The 20,780-nt window shown below is 35.6% G+C and carries 18 protein-coding genes; 9 read left to right on the plus strand and 9 right to left on the minus strand.

All coding sequences use genetic code 11. The features are described 5' to 3' along the window. Positions 1–34: 34 nt before the first annotated feature. From GV828_RS09915 to GV828_RS09945, 7 genes are all read right to left on the minus strand, one after another. Positions 35–3,727, minus strand: coding sequence for a ShlB/FhaC/HecB family hemolysin secretion/activation protein (locus GV828_RS09915; protein WP_166537340.1), 3,693 nt, complete (start codon positions 3,725–3,727; stop codon positions 35–37). 160 nt (positions 3,728–3,887) lie between these two features. Further along, entirely contained in the window at positions 3,888–5,123 is a 1,236-nt protein-coding gene (gene clpX / locus GV828_RS09920; protein ID WP_166537341.1) for an ATP-dependent Clp protease ATP-binding subunit ClpX, read from the minus strand. A gap of 60 nt (positions 5,124–5,183) precedes the next feature. Then, positions 5,184–5,843 carry an ATP-dependent Clp endopeptidase proteolytic subunit ClpP gene (clpP, locus tag GV828_RS09925; protein ID WP_166537342.1) on the minus strand — a complete coding sequence of 220 codons (660 nt, stop codon included), beginning with the start codon at positions 5,841–5,843 and terminating at the stop codon, positions 5,184–5,186. Between the two features lie 296 nt (positions 5,844–6,139). After that, positions 6,140–7,462: a trigger factor gene (gene tig / locus GV828_RS09930; RefSeq protein WP_166537343.1), complete on the minus strand. Its 1,323-nt coding sequence runs from the start codon at positions 7,460–7,462 to the stop codon at positions 6,140–6,142. Between the two features lie 103 nt (positions 7,463–7,565). Next, positions 7,566–7,934: a phage holin family protein gene (locus GV828_RS09935; protein WP_166537344.1), complete on the minus strand. Its 369-nt coding sequence runs from the start codon at positions 7,932–7,934 to the stop codon at positions 7,566–7,568. Positions 7,935–8,006: 72 nt separating this feature from the next. Then, positions 8,007–8,768: an alpha/beta fold hydrolase gene (locus GV828_RS09940; RefSeq protein WP_166537387.1), complete on the minus strand. Its 762-nt coding sequence runs from the start codon at positions 8,766–8,768 to the stop codon at positions 8,007–8,009. A 148-nt stretch (positions 8,769–8,916) separates the two neighbouring features. Continuing rightward, the gene (locus tag GV828_RS09945; protein WP_166537345.1) at positions 8,917–9,630 is read right to left on the minus strand and encodes a pyridoxine 5'-phosphate synthase; all 714 of its coding nucleotides are present in this window, start codon (positions 9,628–9,630) and stop codon (positions 8,917–8,919) included. A 102-nt stretch (positions 9,631–9,732) separates the two neighbouring features. Here GV828_RS09945 and GV828_RS09950 point away from each other — a divergent pair, with 102 nt between their 5' ends. The 8 genes from GV828_RS09950 to murI all read left to right on the plus strand — a co-directional run bounded on the left by GV828_RS09950 (position 9,733) and on the right by murI (position 17,937). Then, on the plus strand, positions 9,733–10,392 hold the full coding sequence (locus GV828_RS09950; RefSeq protein ID WP_166537346.1) for a CBS domain-containing protein: 660 nt from the start codon (positions 9,733–9,735) through the stop codon (positions 10,390–10,392). Between the two features lie 56 nt (positions 10,393–10,448). Beyond that, the gene (locus tag GV828_RS09955; protein WP_166537347.1) at positions 10,449–11,333 is read left to right on the plus strand and encodes an NAD kinase; all 885 of its coding nucleotides are present in this window, start codon (positions 10,449–10,451) and stop codon (positions 11,331–11,333) included. A 158-nt stretch (positions 11,334–11,491) separates the two neighbouring features. After that, positions 11,492–12,175 (plus strand): type IX secretion system protein PorG, encoded by a 684-nt coding sequence (gene porG / locus GV828_RS09960; RefSeq protein ID WP_166537348.1) that lies wholly within the window; start codon positions 11,492–11,494, stop codon positions 12,173–12,175. Between the two features lie 7 nt (positions 12,176–12,182). Next, on the plus strand, positions 12,183–12,920 hold the full coding sequence (locus tag GV828_RS09965; protein ID WP_166537349.1) for an isoprenyl transferase: 738 nt from the start codon (positions 12,183–12,185) through the stop codon (positions 12,918–12,920). Between the two features lie 12 nt (positions 12,921–12,932). Next, positions 12,933–15,464, plus strand: a complete 2,532-nt coding sequence (bamA, locus tag GV828_RS09970) for an outer membrane protein assembly factor BamA (protein WP_166537350.1) — start codon at positions 12,933–12,935, stop codon at positions 15,462–15,464. A 44-nt stretch (positions 15,465–15,508) separates the two neighbouring features. After that, the gene (locus GV828_RS09975) at positions 15,509–16,564 is read left to right on the plus strand and encodes an OmpH family outer membrane protein (RefSeq protein WP_166537351.1); all 1,056 of its coding nucleotides are present in this window, start codon (positions 15,509–15,511) and stop codon (positions 16,562–16,564) included. A gap of 30 nt (positions 16,565–16,594) precedes the next feature. Further along, positions 16,595–17,092 (plus strand): OmpH family outer membrane protein, encoded by a 498-nt coding sequence (locus tag GV828_RS09980; RefSeq protein WP_166537352.1) that lies wholly within the window; start codon positions 16,595–16,597, stop codon positions 17,090–17,092. A 71-nt stretch (positions 17,093–17,163) separates the two neighbouring features. After that, positions 17,164–17,937, plus strand: a complete 774-nt coding sequence (murI, locus tag GV828_RS09985; RefSeq protein WP_166537388.1) for a glutamate racemase — start codon at positions 17,164–17,166, stop codon at positions 17,935–17,937. On the opposite strand, the gene GV828_RS09990 is transcribed toward murI, so the two are convergent. Then, a complete protein-coding gene (locus GV828_RS09990; protein ID WP_166537353.1) occupies positions 17,934–18,452 on the minus strand; it encodes a gamma carbonic anhydrase family protein in 519 nt (172 codons plus the stop codon). The two genes, murI and GV828_RS09990, sit on opposite strands and share 4 nt — an antisense overlap. Positions 18,453–18,526: 74 nt before the next feature. Then, entirely contained in the window at positions 18,527–19,531 is a 1,005-nt protein-coding gene (locus tag GV828_RS09995; RefSeq protein WP_166537354.1) for a PorP/SprF family type IX secretion system membrane protein, read from the minus strand. A 214-nt stretch (positions 19,532–19,745) separates the two neighbouring features. On the opposite strand from GV828_RS09995, the gene GV828_RS10000 reads away from it, so the two are divergent. After that, on the plus strand, positions 19,746–20,642 hold the full coding sequence (locus GV828_RS10000) for a NifU family protein (RefSeq protein WP_166537355.1): 897 nt from the start codon (positions 19,746–19,748) through the stop codon (positions 20,640–20,642). The last annotated feature ends 138 nt before the right edge of the window (positions 20,643–20,780 follow it).

Here is a 20,780-nt window from a genome sequence, read left to right on the forward strand (position 1 = left end):
AAACAAAGAGGCTTCACGGCGAAGCCTCTTTTTTTTAAAACCCAAACCCAATTCCGCCGGAAAATCTTAAACCGTCACTGGAATGAAAAAGTGAGATTTGTCCCGTAATTAAATTGATGACGTTGAGCCAAATTCCGCCGCCGTAACCTTGATGCCATTTGGTCGAGTTTTCTCCCGGAAGCCAAACGCGTCCGTAATCAAATCCGCCAAAAACGCCGTATTGTAAAGGTGCGAAACCGTTTTTAATTTTACCCAGATTCCAACGCAAATCTGTACTGTGAAAAAACGATTGTTTGCCGGAAAACCTTTGGTTTCTAAAACCTCGCAAATCAAAATCGCCTCCTAAAGTTGCCGCTTGGTAAAATTCAAAAGTATCATCAAAAATCACTTTTCCTTTCACTCGAGAAGCCAACATCCAGTTTCCGGTTGGTGATAATTTATAGGTAAATCCAAGCGAACTTTCGGCATAAGGGAATTTTCTTTCAAAATCATCTAAATTAATCGTGTAACCCGCCAAAATGCTGAACGACATTCCCAACGTAGGATTCGAAATATTGTCATAATTTTCAAAAGTATATTGACCGCTGAAATTGGCAAAATTTTGATAATCAAATACATTAGGATTTACAACTCCAGGTTTTGTGATAAATCTTCCAGAAGTGGCATCAACCTCAAAACGTTCAAATCCGGCTTTTACAATTGCCGAACCACCTTTTTCACCTTTCCACTGAAAAGATGGCGTAATCAACACTTTCCTGATTTTTACACGGTTATAATCCAAATCAATTTCCCGCTGAAAATTTTCGGTTTCATTTCCAAAACCAAAAAAGTTTTCGCTAAAATTTGGGCTGGTGTACAACGCATCTAAAGCAAAATTCCATTTGCCAATTTGCCTCGGAAAAATTCCTTTGTACAACAGCTCATAACCGCCGGTTGCAAAATAATAGTTGGCACCAACGCTGTGTTTTTGCGAATACGGAAAACGGTTGAAACCATTCACGGTATAATTGAGAATTGCTCCTATTTTCACCAAATCATCGGGGTTAAAACCAAGTAGCGGATAACCTGCAAAAATATTGTATTGTGGTTTCTTGTAGTCGTATGTATTGATTTCGTAGGAATCAGAAAAACGCATTTTGGCGCCACCCGTTTCGTTTACCGTATTTTCCGCCGAAGCAAAATCGTACAACCGCACTTTTTTTCCTTCTTCTATATCATAAAAATCGCGGCCTTGACCACCCATGATACGGACTTTTATATTTTTTTTGCCCGAACCTTTCATCTCAAAAATATCATCGCCATCGATCCCGTAAACCCACAATTCTTTGGTGAGTTTTCGGGTATAAACCTTGTCATGAATGATTTCTTCAGCATTATTTTTGTTGGAAAAAATCCGCACTCTTGTACCATTATTTTCTCGGGAAATTTCGAATCGGTCATTTTGATCCGTTCCAACCACAAGTACAGTTTGTTGTAAATCTTTATAATATTTCAAAACCGATTTTTCCAAAGTTCGCTTTCTGGCTTTGAGATTCGTTTTTATTTTTTCGGACGATTCGTTTTTTATTTCCTTTGGAAGCGATGCAAACGCCTGGTCAATTTCGGTATCGCTCAAATTAGAAATTACAAATTGCGTTTGCTCTCGCCATTCTTTTTCGCCGGAATTTTTTACAAATGCCAAATCGAGCGGATAAGCCAGACGGTTGAACCATTTCACATTGTCAATTTTTTTGTCAAACGAACGCATATGTCGCAACGGCGGCATGTTTACCACAATTGGTAATAAAGCACCATCAAATTTTGAAAACGCTAAATCTCGATTTCTGGGAATGGGTTTGTAAATGATTTTCCCGTTTTTACGATGTTCTCCCCAACTCCAATTTTCATTTTCTCTATTGAAATCACCAATCAACATATCAAAAACCCTCGCGCGAATGTAACTTTCTTCATCCACTTCATATTTTTGATCTTGTCGAACATTGGCTAAAACTTCTTCGGTAGTTAAGATTTTTTCGGGTTTGCCAAAACTTTTCAAATTCTTCCAATTGTCCATCGGAAACTCTTCAATGAGGTACAATTCGTCTCCAAAATTTTCATTGAAAAGCTCCAGATTTTTTTGCTTCGGCAGATAAAAAAGCAAAGGATTAGTGTGACTGACGCCAATTTTATCAGCTAATTTTGGCACCACAAAAACCGTGTAAGGATGAGCTGTGGTATAAAAATCCATAATTAAAGTTTCGGCATAAGTTTCCTTAAAATCTTTTTCTACGGTTTGGTCTTTAAAAATTTCGGTTTGAATAAAACGTGTAGCATTTTTTCTCAAAGCCCGTATTTGGTACTGCTTTCCACTTTTATCTTCTAAAACTAATGATCTTGACTCGCTTTTTCCGGCATCAATTGTAGGTATTAAACCACCAAAAAGCGTGTCGAGTGCCGCAACTTTTGCTCTAATTTGAGTACTGTATAAATCACGATAATGTTTTCCCCATAAAAAATTGTAGGCTTTGCCTTTTTTAGTCATTTTCAGGGTGTATATAGTGGTGTCTTTAAACTTCTCAAACTTGTTGGGATACTCACGAAGATTAAATTTCGGCTTGTTGAAAGTAGGTTGTTGTTTAAAAAGCAAACCCTCAGAATTATTGGAAGTTTTGGTGTAAAAAGAAATTTTGCTGGCGCCATCTTTTAAGATTTCCAGAACACCGTATCCGTTTTTTCCGTAAGAAAAATCATTATCGTTGATGGCTCGAGCGGCTTCTGTTTGTCCTCCCGCTCCTGAAATAATTTGCTTTATTTGGTCTTTATCAATATATTGTAAACTCTGGTCATGCGAAGAAACAACCACAATATTTTTTTGATTTTGAATCATCGTTCGCATACGTTTGGCAAAATCGTTATATTTTTTATTCTGAAGATCTTGCGGATTTAAGCCCGAAGTTTTGCGTAGCAAATTGTAAAAAGTTCCCAAAACCGGCAATGGAATTTTTTCGTCAAATGGAAAAATATGTTTCCCAAAAGAATATTCGCCACCATGACTACCGTTGGACAAAAGTGGATGATGCATGGCCAAAACAATCGTTCTGCTGGAAAATTCGTTGAGTTTGTTTTGAAATTCATCAAAAAATTGTTCTCGGGTTTTGATGTCACAATCCGCATTAATGGTGGGATGGTCGTCCCAATCCTCCAGAAACCATTGGCTGTTAACCGTTATCAACGCCACGTGTTCATTCAAGGCAAAACTCTCAATGCCACAATTATTTTTGGGCGATAAACCTTGATTTTTGTCAATTACTTTTTGAATGGATTTTTGTTGTTCCAAAATTCCTTCCACTCCGTTTCCCCAATCTTGATTGCCCGGAATGACAAAAGTTTTTCCTTTGAATTTATTTAAACTCAAATCATTTGCTAAGTTTTCTGTTTTTATTTTTTCCGAAAAATTATTCCCTAAAAAAAGTAATGTGCTGCTGGTGTCAGCGGTTTTTAATTTGTTTTTCAGAATTTCCGTCAAATCGTCAGGCATGCCGTTTTCGCTGGTTCCGGTGTTTCCAATGAGGTAAAAAGTGTGGGTAATATTTTTTTTATTTTCGAAATTATCCTTAATTTCTGAAGGCTTTTTGCTTCCGAATTGTGACGAACGCGTTGCGCAAGCCTGCAACATCAAAACGGCAAATACCAAAAGTGCGAAACAGATTTGTTGCTTACTTTTTGCAAAAAAAGGATTCATTTTCATAAATAATTTTGAGCTTAATTTTCTTCTATGAATATAAAATAAAAAAATTGATTTACGGTTATAGCGTTTGCGGTTTTCTCTCAACTCGAATTAAATTTAGAAAGAAAACATAAAAAAACCCGAAAATTGCTTTTCGGGTTAAACTTTTATTGGAAAAATTTTAAGATGCCGCTTTTAATCGTTGTAATAAATTTTTGTCAAGTGCATTTTCTGCATAATGTTTATCTACTGTGAGATTTTTTTCGTCAGAACTTGGTAAATCGTACATAGCATCTGTAAGTATTGCCTCACAAAGTGAACGTAAACCTCTCGCTCCTAATTTATACTCAAGCGCTTTATCAACAATGTAATCTAATGCGTCGTCACTAATTGAAAATTCTACATCGTCCATGGCAAACAATTTTTGGTATTGTTTAATCAAAGCATTTTTAGGTTCGGTTAAAATGGCTTTCAATGTATCGCGATCTAGTGGATCCATGTGTGTTAAAACCGGCAAACGACCGATAATTTCGGGGATTAAACCAAAGTCTTTGATGTCTTTTGGAATGATGTACTGTAATAAATTCTCTTTATCGATATTGTCAGCGTTTTTTGACGACGCATAACCAACAGCCTGACGGTTTAATCGTTTAGAAATTATTCTTTCCACGCCATCAAAAGCACCACCTGCAATGAACAGAATATTTTGAGTATTGACCTCAACAAATTTTTGATCAGGATGTTTTCGCCCTCCTTTTGGGGGAACATTTACAATTGTTCCTTCGAGTAATTTCAATAAAGCTTGTTGAACACCTTCACCAGAAACGTCTCTGGTAATCGAGGGATTATCGCTTTTTCTAGCTATTTTGTCAATTTCATCAATAAAAACAATTCCTCTTTCGGCTTTAGCCAAATCGTAATCAGCAGCTTGCAAAAGCCGTGTTAAAATACTTTCCACATCTTCACCCACATAACCAGCTTCTGTAAGTACGGTAGCATCTACAATTGCCAACGGAACGTCTAACATTTTAGCAATAGTTTTGGCCACCAAAGTTTTTCCGGTTCCGGTTTGTCCTACCATGATGATATTGCTTTTTTCAATTTCTACATCTTCATCACTTGCTGGTTGAAGCAAACGCTTGTAGTGATTGTACACCGCTACTGACATTACTTTTTTAGTTTGTTCTTGCCCAATTACGTATTTATCTAAAAAACTACGAATTTCCTTTGGTTTTTTAAGAACTAAATCAGAATTTTGATTGTTTTTATGACGGTTTTGCTTGAGTTCTTCTATCACAATTCCGTGGGCTTGCTCAATACAGCGGTCACATATATGTGCATCCATACCGGCAATTAACAAATTGGTTTCGGGTTTTTTTCGTTCGCAAAACGAACATTGTAACACTTCTTTACCCATAATTTTATGTTATTCGTTTACAGCAAAGAATTTATCCAAAAAATTTACTGAAAACTAAATTTATCCTCTTCTTAACACTTCGTCAATCATGCCATATTCTTTAGCTTCGTCAGCTTTCATCCAGTAATCTCTCTCGCTGTCTTTATGAACTCTATCGAAAGGTTGTCCTGAATGTTTGGCAATAATATGGTATAATTCGTCTTTTAATTTTAGCATTTCACGCAAGTTTATTTCCATATCGGTTGCAACACCTTGTGCTCCACCTGATGGTTGATGAATCATCACGCGCGAATGTGGTAATGCTGAACGTTTTCCTTCTGCTCCTGCACAAAGTAAAACGGCTCCCATTGAAGCTGCCATTCCTGTACAAATTGTGGCAACATCTGGCTTGATGTATTGCATGGTGTCGTAAATTCCTAATCCTGCGTAAACGCTTCCGCCAGGAGAGTTGATGTAAATTTGTACATCTTTTGCAGAATCTACACTTTCTAGAAACAATAATTGTGCTTGAATAATATTGGCAATATGATCATCAACCCCGGTTCCGAGAAAGATAATTCTGTCCATCATTAAACGTGAAAACACATCGAGCTGGGAAACATTAAGTTGTCTTTCTTCGATTATATATGGTGTCATGCTGCTTACCAATTTGTCGTAATACATGCTGTTAACACCATGGTGCTTTGTAGCAAATTTTTTAAACTCTTTACCGTAGTTCATATCTTAATTTTGTGAGTTAAATTTATTTGTCTCAAGTTATTAAAACTTTTGACTGTTTGACTTTTGACTAAGATAGCAAAGTTCGTGCTAATTTTAAAATGTTTGGCATTTTTTGTTAAAAACGACAATTCGTCAGGTTTGTTTTGGGCCATCCCGTCTTGAAATTTCGAAAGATGTGGTTCGCTTGAAGCATAAAAACTAATAAATAAAAGCCAGAAAAAGCGCCTTAAAAGAATGAAAAAAGCGCCAAAACTTACTGTGTTTTTTGACGCTTTTTCACCATTTATGTGTAAGATTTATTCTCCGTACGTTTCTTTAATGAACTGTTCGTAAGAAACTTCTTTGGTTTTTGTTTTTACTTTTTCTTTGTAAAGGTTGAGCATTTTTTCGCCCATTACTTGCTCCGAAAGTCTTTTTACTTCCTCTTGGTTGCTCATTACTCTTGCTACAATTCCGTCAACATCAGCATCGGTAGGGTTTAGTTGCCCAAATTGTGCCATTTGTTTTTTGATTAATTCAGAAGTGTAAGCTTTTAGCTCGTCAAACGTGAGTTGAAGGTTGTTTTCGCTCATGACTTTGCCTTCAATGAGTTGGTAACGTAATCCTTTTTCTGAACGTGCAAATTCTTCTTCAGCTTGTTCTGGAGTTAACGGTGTTTCGCCCACGGTTTGAATCCATTTTTTTAAGAATGCTGCAGGAAGGTCGAATTTTGTATTTTCTACCAACGAAGTTGTAACGTCATTAAGGTATTTTTGGTCTGCTTGCTGCGCAAATTGTTTTTCGGCGTCTTCTTTGATTTTTTCTTTTACTTGTTCAACCGAAGTTACATTTCCTTCTCCGAAAAGTTTGTCGAAAAGTTCTTGGTTCAATTCTGCCGGTTCAGAGGAAGTGATTTCGCTAATGGTAAAATCTACGTCAATGTCTAAGCCGTGAACTTTATCGTGGTTTACTTTTAAAACGTCCATCAATTGGTGATCATCGTTAAAAAGACCTTTAGTGTTGATGGTTACAACATCACCTACTTTTGCTCCTTCAAATTTTTTAGCCGCTTTTTTATCAGCAAATTCGGATGGGTTGATGGTTACGGTATTGTTGATTTCTTCCGCTTCGTTCGTAAAAGTTCCGGTTACGTCGAAACCTGCTTTGTAAGTTTCTTCGCTTTTTAGCTTGCCGTATTGTTTTTGGATTCTTTCTACTTGCTCGTTTAGCATTTTGTCGTCAGCAACGATTTTGAAAAAAGTTACATCATTTTTCGCTGCAAGGTCAACGTTAAATTCTGGTGCTAACCCTAATTCAAAATCAAAAGAAAAAGAATCTGCATCCCAATTAACATCTGAAGTCACTGGAATTGGGTTTCCAAGGATATCAAGCTTTTCCTCCTGAAGGTATTTATTTAAATTTTCTTGAAGAAGTCTATTTACTTCGTCAAGCATCACGCCTTTTTCATATTGTTTTTTCACAAGGCTCATCGGGACTGCTCCTTTTCTAAAACCTGGAATGTTAGCGTTTTTCTGATAATTTTTCAGGGCTTTTTCAACTTGTGGTGCGAAATCTGCCTTTGCAACCTCGATTGTTACAACTGCGTTTAAAGCATCAACATTATTTCTTGTGATATTCATTTTGTTAATTATAAAATTGGGTCGCAAAATTATAACATTTTTATAAGCCTACAAAGTTTTATTAAATGTATTATCAATGCGTTAACGTTAACGGTTTTCTATCTTAATCATTTGCGCCAGCAATCGAAAAAATAATGGATTGTAGGATGGACAAGATTAAACTAAAAAACAGAGCTGTCCAAAAACTTTCCACAGCAAAACCCGGAACGATGTTGGCGCAAAGCAAAATTATTAGAGCATTAATTACCAGCAAAAATAATCCTAAGGTTATAAATGTTATAGGTAAAGTGAGAATAACTAAAATAGGTTTTACCAGCAAATTAAGCAATCCTAAAACAATGGCTACCCAAATAGCGGTCATAAAATTGGTGGAAGAAATTCCATGTGTTCCTTTGAGGGCAATTCCGGGCATGAAGTGCGAAATGACCATGACTAAAACGGCGGTAATGAAAATTCTTAATAATAAATTCATCTTTTGAGTAATTGGTTAGTAAAAATTTAGAAGTTGTAACTTTAAAGTAGTCACTAAATCTTCAAATCAAAATTACATCAAAAACCGACTACTTTCTTCAAAAAAATCTTTTGGATTTTCGGCATGAAGCCAATGTCCGGCGTTTGCAATGGTTTTGATTTCTGCCTTTGGAAAATGTTTTTTAATTACTTCAAAATCTTTTTCCTTAATATAGTTAGATTTTTCGCCACGCAAAAACAGTGTTTCTCCATTGAATTTTTTTTCTTCTGGCAGAGCTTCGCCGATATTTTCTACTTCCTCGGTTAAGGTTTTGAGGTTAAAGCGAAACGCAAGTTGGCTTGAAGTTTCCCAATGTAAATTTTTCATCAGAAATTGTCTGGTGCCAAAATCAGGAATATGTAGTTTTAAAATTTCTTCCACATCACTCCTGCCGGGTTTTTGAGAAAAATCGACAGCGTTTAAACCGTTGAGAATATCTTGATGATGTGGTGCATAATATTTTGGTCCGATGTCAGCCACTAATAATTTTTTGATGAGTTCGGGATGTTGCGTGGCTAAAAACATGGCCACTTTTCCACCCATGGAATGCCCGATGATGTATATTTTTTCGAGATTTTTTTCTTGACAATACGAAACAATATCGTTTACCATATCTTGATAGGTAAAATTGTTAGAATGAAAACTTCTGCCATGGTTGCGAAGATCGATGCCATGGGTTTCAAATCCTTCGTTAGCATATTGGTTGGCAAGAGTTTTCCAGTTGTCTGACATTCCTAAAAATCCGTGTAGGATTAACAATGGTTTACCTTCGCCTTCTATTTTTGAGTGTAATATTTTCATGATTTTTTGCAGATTTTTTTCTGGTTTGCAGGAATTTGCGTGAGGGATTATAGTGGAAATCCTTTTTTCTTGCTTTTTTTGGCAAGAAAAAAGATTGTAACGGAAAGCCCGACCCGCCGCGGCGGGACACGCCCAAAAAAATTTATTTTAATTTATGGAGATACATGTTTACAACGTTTTCCAATCCTAGGTAAATAGCTTCGGAAATTAGGGCGTGACCGATGGAAACTTCAAGTAAATTAGGAATATTTTGTTGAAAAAACTGAATGTTTTCGAGGCTTAAATCGTGTCCGGCATTGATGCCCAAATCGAGTTCATTGGCAATTTTCGCAGCTTCAATATACGGATTGATACCGGCTTTGTTGCCTTGGGAATATTGATGTGCAAAAGATTCTGTGTACAATTCGACACGATCGGTTCCGGTTTTTTTAGCGGCTTCAATCATGGCTGGAACGGGATCTACGAAAATTGAAGTGCGAATGTTATTTCGCTTAAATTCTGCAATGATTTCCTGCAGAAAATTTTGATTTTTGATGGTATCCCAACCCGCATTAGAGGTGATGGCATCGTCTGCATCCGGAACTAAAGTAACTTGATGGGGTTGGACTTCAAGCACGAGGTCTATGAATTTTTGTGTGGGATTTCCTTCGATATTTAATTCGGTAGTGACAATTTTTTTTAAATCGCGTGCATCTTGATAGCGAATGTGACGTTCGTCCGGACGTGGATGAATGGTAATGCCTTGTCCGCCAAAACGTTCTATATCTTTGGCCACTTTTAGTAAATCAGGAACATTGCCACCACGTGCATTTCTAAGTGTGGCAATTTTATTAATATTTACGCTTAACTTTGTCATTGGAATGCTTTTTGAGTAATTTTCCTTACAAAAATACAAAGTTAAACACGGCATTTTGTGGTTAATTTTGATTATTTTGCAATCGATATTTGAATTAACCTTATGACAGAAATTACAGATTACATAAATAACGACATCAAGGGTTTAGATATTAGCGAGACAATTGCAGGTGTGCAGGATTTTTTTGCGGAATTGTCTTTCACGCATTTTCCAGTTTTGGAGAATGGAATTTACGTGGGAAGCATTTCTAGTGATGATGTAGAAACTTTTGACTCGGAAAAAACCATTGCAGATTATCGCTATACGCTTGAAGGTTTTTATGTGAGAAACACCATGATTTGGCTGGATGTTTTTGAGGTTTTTGCCCGAAATCATGCCAGCGTTGTTCCGGTTTTAGATGAAGCCAATGTTTACAAAGGCTATTATGATATCACTGATATTGTAAAATTTTTTCACGAAACGCCTTTTCTAAAAGAATTGGGAGGCATTTTGATTGTACAAAAACCGGTGGCGGACTATTCGATGGGGCAAGTGGCGCAAATAGTGGAAAGCAATAACGGGAAAATTTTAGGGATGTTTGTTTCTAACGTGGAAAACGGACTGGCTCAAATTACTGTGAAAGTTACTTTGGGTTCTTTGAACGAAATTATCCAAACATTTAGACGCTATAATTACGAGATAGTTTCGGAACATCAGGAAGATAATTATTTGAATGCGTTAAAAGAAAGGTCAGATTATTTGGATCGCTACCTTAATATATAGTGTAAATTGAAAGATTGAAATATTAAGAATTGCATTTTTGTTAAAACAAATCAACCATGAAAGTTGCCATTTACGGACAATATTACCAAAATAGTACGGAACCAATTATTCGCGACATTTTTGTTTTCTTCAACAAAAATAAGGTGGATTTAGTGATTCAGGATGCTTTTTTGGAAATGCTTTACGAAAAAGAAATTATCCGGAAAGATTATGTTACGTTTCATGATTTTTCAGATTTACCAAAAGATACCGATGTTTTGGTAAGTATTGGCGGTGATGGAACGATTTTACGTGCGGCAACTTTGGTACGAGATTCCGGAATTCCGATATTAGGAATTAATGCTGGAAGATTGGGTTTTTTAGCAGCGGTTCAAAAAGAAAATATAGAGGAATTTTTACAATTTTTGATTGATGGCAATTATTCGCTTTCATCCAGAACCGTAATTGGGTTAGAAAGCGACAGCGAAATCCCAGAAACCGCTTCGCTGGATTTTGCTATGAATGAAATTTCGGTAAGTAGGAAAGATTCGGCATCAATGATTACTATCGAAACTTATTTAAACGATGAATATCTAACTTCTTATTGGGCTGACGGATTAATTATTTCTACACCAACGGGTTCTACCGGATATTCTTTAAGTTGCGGTGGTCCCATTTTAACTCCGGAAGTAAACAGTTTTGTGATCACCCCAATTGCGCCACATAATCTTAACGCAAGACCTCTTGTCATTCCAGATTCTACCGAAATTAAATTAAAAGTTTCTGGCCGCGAAGAGCAATATTTGGTATCGCTTGATTCGCGCGTTGCGGTAATTAGCAATGAAACCGTTTTGACAATTTCTAAAAAAGAATTTGTTATCAATATGATTGAAATTCCCGGAAAAAGTTTTCTCAAAACTCTTCGGAACAAATTGCTTTGGGGCGAAGACAAAAGAAATTAGCCTAAAATACTTTACGATTTCATACTAACCTTACACAACTTTCGTTTTAAGATTGGAGCATTAAAATTATTTTCGTTAAAATAAAAAAGCATTTGGCGAGATTATATAGTTAAAAAGTGTTCGTAATTAGTATATTTGCACCCTTATTTTTCAGTTAAATGAAGAAAATTTTTGTTTTCGTTTTATTATTATCAACTTTTTTAAGCACAAAAGCACAAATTCACGAGATTGGTGTTTTTGCTGGTGGTAACAATTACATAGGCGATATTGGACCAACAAATTATATCAAACCCAACGAATACGCTTTTGGAATTTTGTATAAATGGAACAGAAGCCCAAGACATTCTTGGAGAGTTTCATATACACAAGGAAAAATAACCTCAAACGATTTAGACTCTGATGTACCTTCTAGAAACGGCCGTGGCTATAATTTTGAAAATGACCTAAAAGAATTATCTTTAGGCCTTGAATTTAGTTTTTTTGATTTTAACTTGCACGAAAGCGGATTTTTAATTACCCCTTATGTTTACTCAGGTGTGAGTTATTTTCGCTATACAGAATTGTACCATTTAAACAATCATTATCAAGAAGACGAAACAAGACAGTCCTTCGCGATACCAATTATTTTAGGTGTAAAAACAAGGATTGCAGAACGTTTTGTTTTAGGTATTGAATCAGGTGTTCGATATACATTTACGGATAATCTTGATGGAAGCAACCCAAAAAACGATAACTTTGCACATTTAAAATTTGGAAATTTTAATAGTAAAGATTGGTATGTATTTACAGGATTAACATTAACATATACCTTTGGCAACAAACCTTGCTATTGCCCGGAATAGATTTACAATGAACTTATACGAATCGATTGACCAAAATAACCTCCCAAAACATCTAGCCATTATCATGGATGGCAATGGTCGTTGGGCAAAACAAAAAGGGTTTTTGCGCACTTTTGGGCATGAAAACGGTACAAAATCAGTAAGAAAAACAGTAGAAACTTGTACTAAATTAGGCATTCAAAATCTTACACTTTATGCTTTTTCTACTGAAAATTGGAATCGCCCTAAATTAGAAGTAGATACTTTAATGAAGCTACTAGTTAGTTCTTTAAAGAACGAACTTAAAACCTTGATGGAGAATAATATCCGCCTCAATACCATTGGCAATTTTAGCGCTTTACCCAATTCCGTCCAAAAAGAACTTGCAGGGGTTATTGAAAAAACTTCCGCAAATAGTAGAATGACATTGACTTTAGCATTGAGCTACGGTTCCAGAGAAGAATTAATTTCGGCTATTAAAAACATCAGTAGTAAAGTTAAAAATAATATAATTTCAATTGACAGTATTGACGAATCAATTATTAATCAGCATCTTTACACGCAAAATTTACCAGACGTTGACCTTCTAATCCGCACAAGCGGTGAACATCGCATCAGTAATTTCTTACTTTGGCAAATAGCATATGCCGAATTATTTTTTACCGATGTCTTATGGCCGGATTTTACACCCGAACATCTTTATGAAGCTATTTTAAGCTATCAAAAAAGAGAACGACGATTTGGAAAAACAAGTGAACAAATTTAATAAGTATTATTAATGTTAAAAAGCATTAAACTTTTCTTAGCTATTGTAGGCTCAGGAATTTTATTTCAGGCAAACGCTCAAGACAGAATCCCATTTGATCAAGGTAGAAGTTACATTTTAGCCGATATAAATGTTATCGGAAAAATTAGTTATAACCAGCAAACCGTGGTTACTTTTGCCGGGTTACAACGTGGTCAAAAAATAACAGTTCCAGGGGAAGAAATTAGTACCGCTATCAAAAAATTATGGAAGCTTGGGCTTTTTAACGAAATTGATCTCTATGTAAATCGAATTCAAGGCGACAGTGTTTACATCGACATGTTTATTAGCGAATTACCGAAATTGAACGATGTAAAAATCCAAGGCGTTAAAAAGTCAAAGATTGAAGCATTAATCAAGGAAAATAATTTGACTAAAGGAAAAATCGTTAACGAAAACCTGATCACTACAACTAAAAATTATATTGAAAATAAATATAAAAAAGACGGCTTTTATAACACCAAAGTAGCAATTAACACCATTCCGGACACTACTGCTGGAAATGAAGTAAAAATGGTGGTAAACATCGATAAAGGCGAAAAAGTTAAGGTTTCATCAATAGAATTTGACGGTAACAAAAAAATTTCTGACGCCAAACTGCGCAAGGCAATGAAAAACACTAAAACGAAATTCCCGCTTCGTTTTTGGAAAGGCTCGAAATACATCAAAGATAAATATCAAGAAGATTTAGAAAACATAGTTTCTAAATATAAAGAAAAAGGTTATCGAGATGCACGTGTCATTAGTGATAGCGTGGCTTACAATAAAGAAAAAAACACAATTGCCATTAATGTAAAAGTTGAGGAAGGAAGTCAATACTACTTTGGAGATATTAAATTCCTTGGTAATACAGTATATTCTGATCAAGGTTTAAGAAAAATGTTAGGCATCAATAAAGGAGATGTATATAACGGTGTTTTACTCCAAAAAAGAATTGCCGACAAAACCAAACCAGACGGAGAAGACATAACAAATTTATACCAAAATAACGGTTACCTTTTCTCACAAATTAATGCAGTAGAAACCAAAACAGCTAACGATACAATTGATTTTGAAATCAGAATCTTAGAGGGTCCCATCGCGTATTTTAATAAAATTACCGTTAAAGGAAATGACAAAACTAACGATAACGTAATTTTAAGAACTGTAAGAACCTATCCAGGTCAAAAATACAGCAAAGAATTATTAATGCGAAGCGTTCGAGAACTAGGTCAGTTAAACTTTTTTGATCCGGAAGCCTTAGAGCCTAAATTTAAAAACGTAGATCCAGCTTCGGGAACCGTAGATATCGAATATAATGTAGTAGAAAAAGGATCTAGTCAAATAGAACTACAAGGAGGTTATGGAGGCGGTGGTTTCATTGGAACTTTGGGACTTTCATTCAACAACTTTTCAATGAAAAACATTTTCAACAAAGACGCTTACAAACCAGTACCAATGGGAGATGGACAACAACTGGCCTTGCGTTTACAAGGAAGTACATTTTTCCAAACTTACAGTTTATCCTTTTCAGAACCATGGATTGGTGGCAAAAAGCCAGTCCAATTTTCAGGATCAATTTCCCACAGTAAACAGTTTCTTAACTCAGGATTTAATAACGTTGACAGAACTAGAAGTTTTAACATCACTTCATTATCATTAGGCTTAGCCAAAAGATTAAACGTTCCAGACGATTATTTTACGCTTTCTCAATCCGTAAGTTTTCAATACTATGATTTGAACAACTATAATACCGGATTGTTTACCTTCGGCGATGGAAGTGCACGAAATTTAGCTTACACAGTCGGCCTCACCCGAAACAACAAAGGTACCAGTCCTATTTTCCCAATGTATGGCTCCGAATTTAGTATCTCAGGAAAATTTACATTACCATACTCTCTATTCAATGGAGTAGATTATGCAAATCTAGCTAACAAAGAAGAATTTCAAAATGCCGATGGAACTCCTAATCAATCTAAAATTGACCAAGAACGTTTCAACTGGTTAGAATATTACAAAATAAAATTTAGAGGAGACTGGTACACTAAACTTGTAGGAAAACTAGTACTTAGATCTGCTGGAGAATTTGGATTCCTTGGAGCATACAATAATGATAGAGGGTTAGTTCCATTTGAAAGATTTTTCGTAGGAGGAGATGGATTAGCTAATTATACATTAGATGGTAGAGAAATCGTTCAATTAAGAGGTTATCCAAATCAATCACTATCTTCGCAAGATGGTGGTACAATCTACAACAAATTCACTATGGAACTTAGATACCCTATCACCATGGGCAATACCGCATCAATTTATGCGTTAACGTTTTTGGAAGCCGGATCATCTTTTGATAAATTCAGAGATTACAACCCGTTTGATATGCAACGTTCTGCCGGAGTAGGAATCAGAATTTTTATGCCCGCATTTGGATTGTTAGGAATCGATTTTGCACATGGTTTCGACCCAATTCCTGGAGCAACTCAAAAGAATGGTTGGGAAACGCATTTTATTATCGGACAGCAATTCTAAAAAAAGATTAAATTTGGCATGATATTTTCTAATACAATATTTATATGAAACAATTCATCATTCTGTTATTTGCCGCATCAATATCATTTGCCACACAGGCTCAAGGTCGTGGTGTAAGAATCGGTTACATCGATATGGAATATATTTTAGAAAAAGTTCCAGATTATGCAGAAGCCAAAAACCAGCTCGAATTAAAAGCACAAGGCTGGAAACAAGAAGCTGAAGTGAAAAAAAATGAAATCAATAAGTTAAAAGAAAACCTCAAGACAGAAAGAGTACTTTTAACTAAAGAGTTGATTGAAGAACGCGAAGAAGAAATTTCGTTTTTAGAAAGCGAACTTTTGGCTTTCCAGCAAAAAAGATTTGGGCCCACTGGAGATTTGATGACACAAAAAGCGATTTTGGTAAAACCAATTCAAGATCAGGTGTTTACCATCGTTCAAGATCTTGCGAAAGACAGATATGATTTTGTGTTTGATAAATCATCGGATTTAACCATGCTTTTTGCAGCACAACAACACAACATTAGTGACAGAGTGATTCGCCAATTGTCTCGCGCTTCTAAACGAGAACAGATGAGCAGCAAGCAAATTAAAGAACAAGAAGAAGCAGATAGAAAACAAGATGAAATTGACGATAATCCAGCCTTAGCCGAAAGACAAAAAGCACTTGAAGCGAAACAAGCCGAAAGACAAAAAATGATTGAAGACCGTCAAGCAGCTGCAGAAGCAAAACGAGCTGCATTCGAAGAAAAACGTCAAAAACTTATAGATGACAGGAATGCGAAACGCGAAGCAGCAAAAGCTAAAGCGGACCAAAAAATAGCAGATCAGGAAGACAAAAAAGCTGCCGCAGCTAATAAAAGTAGTGAAACTAGTACAGAAAAAAATAGTGACGGTGAAACCGTTCAACCCGAGAAAAAAACACCAGAACAAATCCGTCAGGAAGCTGCTGCCGAAAGACAACGCAAGTTAGACGAACGAAAAGCAGCATTAGAAGAAAGACGTAGAAAAATATTAGAGGAAAGAGAAGCTGCTAAAAAAGAGCGTGAAAATAAAACATCTCCACCAGCTAACTCTACAAACGATGATCAAAACTAAAACTAAATTAATTTAATACTTTATTTAAAAATGAAACAATTGAAATCTTTATTAATTGCCGCTACTTTATTCTTTGGAGCACAAGCTGCAAATGCACAAGCTAAAACTGCTCACGTAGATGTAAACGAAATAATGGAGAAAATGCCGGCTAGAATTGAAGCTGAAAAACAATTAAAAAAATTAAGCGACACCTATACAACTGAGTTCAATGCCATGACAACTGAATATCAGGCAAAACTTAAAAAATATGGCGAAGAAGAGCAAACTGTTACTGAAAAAATAAACCAAGAGCGTATTGCAGAAGTTCAAGATTCTCAAAAAAGAATTGCTGATTTTCGTGACAATGCACAAAAGGAATTACAAAAGAAAGAGGCTGAATTACTAAAACCAATCATGGAAAAAGTAGAAGCTTCAATCAAAAAAGTAGGTAAAGCAAAAGGATATCAATACGTTTTAAACGCAGCAGGATTACTTTTAGCTGACGGTCCAGACCTTACTGCTGATGTAAAAAAAGACTTAGGATTTTAATCCGACATCAAAATACAAAAACACTGAAAACTGTCCATTTTTTAATGGGCAGTTTTTTTATATTTGTACTCATGATTAACGATAATCCTATCGGCCTTTTTGACTCCGGAATTGGTGGCACTTCTATTTGGAAAGAAATCCATCAGTTATTGCCCAATGAAAATACCATTTATTTAGCCGATAGCAAAAACGCGCCTTATGGTCAGAAGTCTAAAGATGAAATTATTGAACTCAGCATTAAAAACACTGAATTCCTGCTGGATCGTAATGCAAAATTAATTGTAGTGGCTTGTAATACCGCTACTACAAATGCTATCAAAGAATTAAGAGCAAAATATAACGTCCCGTTTATTGGTATAGAACCCGCCATAAAACCTGCAGCAAATCATTCAAAAACACAAACAATTGGAATCTTAGCTACAAAAGGAACTTTAAATAGCGAACTTTTCAATAAAGCAACTGAACAATTTCATGATACTAAAATTATAGAACAAGTAGGCTATAATTTGGTACAACTTATTGAAAATGGCAAAATCGAGTCAGAAGAAATGACCCATTTATTACAGCAATATCTGCATCCGATGATTGAAGAAAATATTGATTATTTAGTTTTAGGTTGTAGTCATTACCCCTATTTGATTCCACAGATAATAAACATTTTGCCTCCTCACATCAAAATCATAGATTCTGGCGAAGCCGTTGCCAAACAAACAAAAAAAGTCCTAGAAAACATTGGATTCAACAATTCCGTAAAAGCGAATAATATTTTTTACACCAATACAAATCCCGCTGTTTTAAAAAAAATATTAAAATATGAATTTACAGTGATTGAGAGAGATTTTTAGTCAGAATCTTTAAACCAACCGCTATACATCACATAATTATTAGAAATTCGTTCGATTTCACCAGCAAAGTCAGACTGGTTTAAATCTTTCACTTTTTTTGCCGGAATTCCCGCATAAATGCTTCCAGATTCTACAACAGTTCCTTGCGTTACAACAGCTCCAGCCGCAATAATCGAATGACTATGAACCACACAGTTATCCATCACAATCGATCCCATTCCTATCAACACATTATCGTGAATTTCACAGCCATGAACAATGGCATTATGCCCAATTGATACATTGTTTCCAATAATTGTAGGATGCTTTTGATAAGTACAATGAATCACAGCTCCATCTTGAATGTTTACTTTATTTCCTATTTTAATAAAATGTACATCACCTCTCACCACCGCATTAAACCAAACGCTGCAAGAATTTCCAAAACTTACTTCACCAATAATAGTAGCATTTTCGGCAATATAGCAATCCTTAGGAATATTAGGCGTTTTGCCATTGATAGTTTTTACCAACATAATCTTGAGTAAAAAAAATTGTCCTGATAAATTTAATAAAACTTACCAGGACAGAATTAATAATAACTTTAAAATTAGTTAACTGCTGGACAGTTACAATCCCATTTTTCGCGCTTGCAGAATAAATTCAACCCAAGGGTGATTTGGTGAAATCCCCCGTTGTCAAACTTAACATCTCCTGTAAGATGAGAATAAGTGTAACCTACCATAAAATTTTTGTAATTTAATCCCACAAAAGGCGTAATGTATTGTAACTTTTGATCCGCTACACCTCCACCAGCTCCATCAGGATATTGAGCTCCGTCAAAACTTCTTCTGTAAGAAAGTCCACCCCAAAGACGTCCAAAATCTAATTCCTTATAGACTTTCAAGTTAAGGTCAATCGCCTTTTCAGTCGTTTCTTCGGTGTATTGAAACATTAATGAAGGCTCGAGTTGCAAACGATCTGCATCGCCAAAAACATAACCCGCACTAAATAAATATTTCCTCAAGTTATCCGATTCAAAATCTGAATAAATTTCTCTTCTAATATTCGAAACGGCATTTTTTACCGTAAAATGTGTATAAAAATCAAGATAATTATAAGACATTCCAAAATCAACATTGAAGTAGGAATCTTTTTGATAAATTCCTCCTACAATTACAGGATCAAAAGGTTCATTTAAAAAATCATTTTCGTCCAAACGACTTTGTACCAAACCAGCACTCATACCAAACGAAAGCTGGTTTAAATCATAACCCCCACGCGAAAATTGAATGTGATGTGCATAAGTTAATTTAGCTCCGGTTTGAGAATGATAACCATTTTTATCATTGAAAAAAATTACCCCTACACCAGATTGCTCTCCCACACGACTATTGAAACTAAGTGTTTGCAACGCAGGAGCATCATCTTGTCCAAACCACTGTTGGCGAGCCGTTAACCGAAGTTTAGCACAATTAGCAGCTCCAGCCATAGAAGGATGTATTAAATAGTAATTATCCGTAAGATAATCAGAATACACTGCAATTCCTTCTTGTGCAAAAGAAACCTGAGACAACAATAATAATAAAGCTAAATACCTTTTTTTGAAATTCATGGGGTCATTTTTATTATGTGCTAAACCTCTAAAATAAATATTTTAAAAATTTTTGTAGCGGTCAAATATATAAATTTTTCTTATAGGTTGGTTACAATTTCGTTAATATTACGCTTCCGAAACTACCCTGTTGTGTTAATTTATTCTTTAAAAATTCAAATATAGCGTATCATGGAAAATATAGTTGTTAAATTTGCAAAAAATATAATTACCCATGAGTAAAGTTACCATCAAAGAAACCCAAAACCCCACGATACTCAAGTTTGAACTCGAAGATTTCATCACACAAAATCAAAATTTCGAATATAAAAATATCGACGAAGCCAAAAATTCGCCATTGGCACAACAACTTTTTTACCTTCCGTTTGTCAAATCAGTATACATCTCCGGAAATTTTATTGCCATCCAACGCTACAACATCGTAGAATGGGAAGATGTTCAGGAAGCCGTTGCCGAACAAATTGAAGCCTACCTCGAAAAAGGGGCTCCGGTAATTCTCGAAACCGAAAAACCGAAAAAAACGCCGATTACCGTTTACGCCGAAAGCACCCCAAATCCCGCTGTACAAAAATTTGTGGCCAACAAACGCCTCACGGAAACCGCCGCCGAATTTAAAAATATCGATGAAGCAACTGCCTCTCCCCTAGCCATCGAATTATTCAAATTTCCGTACGTAAAAGAAATTTTTATCGATGAAAACTACGTTTCCATCACCAAATATGCCGTTTCGGAATGGCAAGATATCACCTTCGAAATCCGTACTTTCATAAAACAATTTATTGAAAACGGAGGCATTATAATTGACGAAACTTTAGCATCCATAAGCCCCAAAACCGAAAAACAAAAAATAGAAAATTTTGACCAGCTCGATGTCACTTCGCAGCAAATCATCAACATCTTGGAAGAATATGTAAAACCAGCCGTTGCTGCCGATGGCGGAAATATTTTATTCGACTCTTATGACGACACCGAAAAACGTGTAAAAGTAGTACTTCAAGGTGCTTGCAGCGGTTGTCCTTCCTCAACTTTCACCCTCAAAAACGGGATCGAAAACATGCTCAAAGACATGCTCAAAGACGAAAACATTAAAGTCGAAGCCCTCAACGGATAAAAAATTAGTAACTTTAAGCGTTTCCCTTTCGAAACGCTTTTTTTAATTTTTATTTGAAGCTATTTCCCGCTTTTCGCTACAAGTTTTTTCGGTTTTTCCTTTTTTGTAATGAAAAAAAAGAGCTCCTCCCGAAGTGTC

Source organism: Flavobacterium ichthyis (assembly GCF_009915155.1).
GTDB lineage: Bacteria > Bacteroidota > Bacteroidia > Flavobacteriales > Flavobacteriaceae > Flavobacterium > Flavobacterium ichthyis.

Excerpts from the sequence above, each read along its gene's own strand:
- GV828_RS09915 (WP_166537340.1), bottom strand. The coding sequence starts at position 3,727 with ATGAAAATGAATCCTTTTTTTGCAAAAAGTAAGCAACAAATCTGTTTC.
- clpX (WP_166537341.1), bottom strand. The coding sequence starts at position 5,123 with ATGGGTAAAGAAGTGTTACAATGTTCGTTTTGCGAACGAAAAAAACCC.
- clpP (WP_166537342.1), bottom strand. The coding sequence starts at position 5,843 with ATGAACTACGGTAAAGAGTTTAAAAAATTTGCTACAAAGCACCATGGT.
- tig (WP_166537343.1), bottom strand. The coding sequence starts at position 7,462 with ATGAATATCACAAGAAATAATGTTGATGCTTTAAACGCAGTTGTAACA.
- GV828_RS09935 (WP_166537344.1), bottom strand. The coding sequence starts at position 7,934 with ATGAATTTATTATTAAGAATTTTCATTACCGCCGTTTTAGTCATGGTC.
- GV828_RS09945 (WP_166537345.1), bottom strand. The coding sequence starts at position 9,630 with ATGACAAAGTTAAGCGTAAATATTAATAAAATTGCCACACTTAGAAAT.
- GV828_RS09950 (WP_166537346.1), top strand. The coding sequence starts at position 9,733 with ATGACAGAAATTACAGATTACATAAATAACGACATCAAGGGTTTAGAT.
- GV828_RS09955 (WP_166537347.1), top strand. The coding sequence starts at position 10,449 with ATGAAAGTTGCCATTTACGGACAATATTACCAAAATAGTACGGAACCA.
- porG (WP_166537348.1), top strand. The coding sequence starts at position 11,492 with ATGAAGAAAATTTTTGTTTTCGTTTTATTATTATCAACTTTTTTAAGC.
- GV828_RS09965 (WP_166537349.1), top strand. The coding sequence starts at position 12,183 with ATGAACTTATACGAATCGATTGACCAAAATAACCTCCCAAAACATCTA.
- bamA (WP_166537350.1), top strand. The coding sequence starts at position 12,933 with ATGTTAAAAAGCATTAAACTTTTCTTAGCTATTGTAGGCTCAGGAATT.
- GV828_RS09975 (WP_166537351.1), top strand. The coding sequence starts at position 15,509 with ATGAAACAATTCATCATTCTGTTATTTGCCGCATCAATATCATTTGCC.
- GV828_RS09980 (WP_166537352.1), top strand. The coding sequence starts at position 16,595 with ATGAAACAATTGAAATCTTTATTAATTGCCGCTACTTTATTCTTTGGA.
- murI (WP_166537388.1), top strand. The coding sequence starts at position 17,164 with ATGATTAACGATAATCCTATCGGCCTTTTTGACTCCGGAATTGGTGGC.
- GV828_RS09990 (WP_166537353.1), bottom strand. The coding sequence starts at position 18,452 with ATGTTGGTAAAAACTATCAATGGCAAAACGCCTAATATTCCTAAGGAT.
- GV828_RS09995 (WP_166537354.1), bottom strand. The coding sequence starts at position 19,531 with ATGAATTTCAAAAAAAGGTATTTAGCTTTATTATTATTGTTGTCTCAG.
- GV828_RS10000 (WP_166537355.1), top strand. The coding sequence starts at position 19,746 with ATGAGTAAAGTTACCATCAAAGAAACCCAAAACCCCACGATACTCAAG.